Raw genomic sequence first — 1,617 nt, 5'->3', positions numbered from 1 at the left:
GGGCGACAACGTGTCGATCACCGTCAAGCTGATCGCCCCGATCGCCATGGAAGAAGGCCTGCGCTTCGCTATCCGTGAAGGCGGCCGTACCGTTGGCGCTGGCGTCGTTGCCAAGATCATCAAGTAAAAGCGGATCGATGCGCTGCTCCCCGTAACGGGCGCGGCGCATCGCCTGTTGCATCGCTCTTTCAATCTACCGGCGGCCTGGCCGCCATGCTCTTTAAGGAAACATCATGCAGAACCAGAAGATCCGTATCCGCCTGAAGGCTTTCGACTATCGCCTGATCGACCAGTCGGCCGCTGAAATCGTTGAAACCGCCAAGCGCACCGGCGCGATCGTCAAGGGCCCGGTGCCCCTGCCGACCCGCATCCAGCGTTTCGACGTTCTGCGTTCGCCGCACGTCAACAAGACCAGCCGTGACCAGTTCGAAATCCGCACGCACCAACGCCTGATGGACATCGTCGACCCGACGGACAAGACTGTTGACGCGCTGATGAAGCTGGACCTGCCGGCTGGCGTGGACGTCGAGATCAAGCTGCAGTAAGAGTAAGCAAGACAACGCTGCCGGATCACTCCGGTAACGGGCAAACGGCGAGCCAAGTGCTCGCCGTTTCGCTTTTTGGCGCTGGATGTTGCGCTGCGCACGACGCCCGGGCGCGTATTCGGTAATCGCGCTTGCAGATTGTTTGTGAGCGGGATATAGTGTAGGGCTACCCCTTTAGTCAAGGGGAGTGGGCTGGCCATTTGGCCTCGCGCTGTCTCTTTAGGCGCAGTCCAGTTCAAGATTCGTAGTATCAATCAGCCCCGGCCAATCGCAGCTGGGAATGGAGCAAACCATGAGCCTTGGCCTTGTAGGTCGCAAGGTTGGCATGACCCGTATTTTCACGGACGACGGCGATTCGATTCCCGTCACCGTGCTCGAGGTCGGCGACAACCGCGTGACGCAAATCAAGACGGACGAGACCGACGGTTATACCGCGGTTCAAGTCACCTTCGGCACCCGACGCGCCAGCCGCGTCACCAAGCCGCTGGCGGGTCATCTCGCCAAAGCCGGCGTGGAAGCGGGCGAAGTTATCAAAGAATTCCGAGTGGATGCCGCTCGTGCCGCTGAATTCCAGCCCGGCGCGAACATCAGCGTCGACCTGTTCGAAGTCGGTCAAAAGATCGACGTCCAGGGTGTGACGATTGGTAAGGGCTACGCCGGTACCATCAAGCGTTACAACTTCTCGTCGGGCCGCGCCACGCACGGTAACTCGCGTTCGCACAACGTGCCGGGCTCGATCGGTATGGCGCAGGATCCGGGCCGCGTGTTCCCGGGTAAGCGCATGACCGGTCACATGGGTGACGTCACCCGTACCGTTCAGAACCTGGAAATCGCCAAGATCGACGCAGAGCGCAAGCTGCTGCTGGTCAAGGGTGCAATCCCGGGCGCCAAGGGCGGTCAAGTCATCGTCACGCCGGCCGTGAAGGCTCGCGTCAAGAAGGCATAAGGAGCAAACGCATGGAACTGAAGCTGCTCCAGGACAACGGTCAACTCGGCGCTGGCGTTGCTGCCTCGCCGGAAGTGTTCGGTCGTGACTATAACGAAGCCCTCGTTCACCAGATCGTCGTCGCTT

Annotated in this window: 2 protein-coding genes and 2 pseudogenes; all 4 read left to right on the top strand. The window is 60.5% G+C overall.

What is annotated here, in order from left to right:
* A pseudogene (gene tuf, locus JHD73_RS27615) lies at nucleotides 1–127 on the top strand (elongation factor Tu); the annotation flags it as partial.
* A 106-nt stretch (nucleotides 128–233) separates the two neighbouring features.
* A complete protein-coding gene (rpsJ, locus tag JHD73_RS27610; protein WP_004634473.1) occupies nucleotides 234–545 on the top strand; it encodes a 30S ribosomal protein S10 in 312 nt (103 codons plus the stop codon).
* Between the two features lie 292 nt (nucleotides 546–837).
* Nucleotides 838–1,491 (top strand): 50S ribosomal protein L3, encoded by a 654-nt coding sequence (rplC, locus tag JHD73_RS27605; RefSeq protein ID WP_199033313.1) that lies wholly within the window; start codon nucleotides 838–840, stop codon nucleotides 1,489–1,491.
* A gap of 11 nt (nucleotides 1,492–1,502) precedes the next feature.
* Nucleotides 1,503–1,617, top strand: a pseudogene (locus JHD73_RS27600) (50S ribosomal protein L4); the annotation flags it as partial.

This window comes from Ralstonia sp. ASV6 (assembly GCF_016429285.1).
Classification (GTDB): Bacteria; Pseudomonadota; Gammaproteobacteria; order Burkholderiales; family Burkholderiaceae; genus Ralstonia; species Ralstonia flaminis.
Note: the sequence above shows the minus strand (reverse complement) of the source record. Positions and strands in the feature narration are given on the sequence as shown.

Excerpts from the sequence above, each read along its gene's own strand:
- rpsJ (WP_004634473.1), top strand. The coding sequence starts at position 234 with ATGCAGAACCAGAAGATCCGTATCCGCCTGAAGGCTTTCGACTATCGC.
- rplC (WP_199033313.1), top strand. The coding sequence starts at position 838 with ATGAGCCTTGGCCTTGTAGGTCGCAAGGTTGGCATGACCCGTATTTTC.